Annotated in this window: 1 protein-coding gene; it reads left to right on the top strand. The window is 70.6% G+C overall.

Features of this window, described 5'->3' with window-relative positions; genetic code table 11:
• Positions 1-167 precede the first annotated feature (167 nt).
• Entirely contained in the window at positions 168-1,370 is a 1,203-nt protein-coding gene (locus ACZ4V6_RS36545) for an IS110 family RNA-guided transposase (protein WP_467835589.1), read from the top strand.
• Positions 1,371-1,393: the final 23 nt, after the last annotated feature.

The following is a 1,393-nucleotide window of genomic DNA, read 5'->3' on the forward strand; positions in this document are numbered from 1 at the left end:
TCACCGGGTCCGAGGGGTGCCGTCACAGACGCTGATCAGAGGTCCGACCACCGCCCGGCCGGGCGCAACGCCCGGCCACTCGCGGGCGGCAGGTCTGCATAACGTGGATGCGCGCGAACGGCCCCCGACCGCCGAGGCCGGCACGCATCGACACAGGTGGGGGCACGATGGTCGACATCGACGGGGTGGGCGTCTTCCTGGGCCTGGACGTCGGCAAGCAGACACATCACGGACACGGCCTGACCCCGGCCGGGAAGACCGTCTTCGACAAGGCTCTGCCGAACAGTGAACCGAAGCTGCGGGCCGTCTTCGACAAGCTCACGGCCAAGTTCGGCACCGTCCTGGTGATCGTGGACCAGCCCGCCTCCATCGGCGCCCTCCCGCTGACCGTCGCCCGGGACGCCGGCTGCCAGGTCGCCTACCTGCCCGGACTCGCGATGCGGCGGATCGCCGACCTCTACCCGGGCGAGGCCAAGACCGACGCGAAGGACGCCGCGGTCATCGCGGACGCCGCCCGCACCATGCCCCACACCCTGCGCACCCTCGACCTCGCCGACGAGGTCACCGCCGAGCTGACCATGCTCGTCGGCTTCGACCAGGACCTCGCCGGCGAGGCCAACCGCACCTCCAACCGCATCCGCGGCCTGCTCACCCAGTTCCACCCCAGCCTGGAACGCGTCCTCGGCCCACGCCTGGACCACCAGGCCGTCACCTGGCTCCTCGAGCGCTACGGCTCCCCGCAGGCCCTGCGGAAGGCAGGCCGCCGCAGGCTGGTCGAGATCATCCGCCCGAGGGCACCGCGCATGGCCGAACGGCTCATCGACGACATCTTCACCGCGCTCGACGAGCAGACCGTCACCGTCCCCGGCACCGGCACCCTCGACGTCATCGTCCCCTCACTGGCGAAGTCGCTGGCCGCCGTCCACGAACAACGCCGGGCCCTGGAGACCCGGATCGAGGCACTGCTGGAGGCCCACCCTCTTTCCCAGGTCCTGACCTCGATGCCCGGCATCGGAGTCAGGACCGCCGCAGTCCTCCTGACCACCGTCGGCGACGGCAACTCCTTCCCGAGCGCCGCCCACCTGGCCTCCTACGCCGGTCTGGCCCCGGCCACGAAGCAGTCCGGCACCTCGATCCACGGCGAACACGCCCCCAGAGGCGGAAACCGGCAACTGAAACGGGCGATGTTCCTGTCCGCGTTCGCAGCCCTCCACGACCCCGCCTCCCGCAGCTACTACGACCGCTGCCGAGCCCGCGGCAAAACCCACACCCAGGCCCTCCTCCGCCTCGCCCGCCACCGCATCAGCGTCCTGTTCGCCATGCTCCGCGACGGAACCTTCTACGAACCAAGGAACCCCCGAACCGCTTGACGAAGGACATAGAGGCACCCCCC

The organism is Streptomyces sp. NPDC029152, from assembly GCF_055564355.1.

Coding starts and splice junctions, on each gene's coding strand:
- ACZ4V6_RS36545 (WP_467835589.1), top strand. CDS start 168: ATGGTCGACATCGACGGGGTGGGCGTCTTCCTGGGCCTGGACGTCGGC.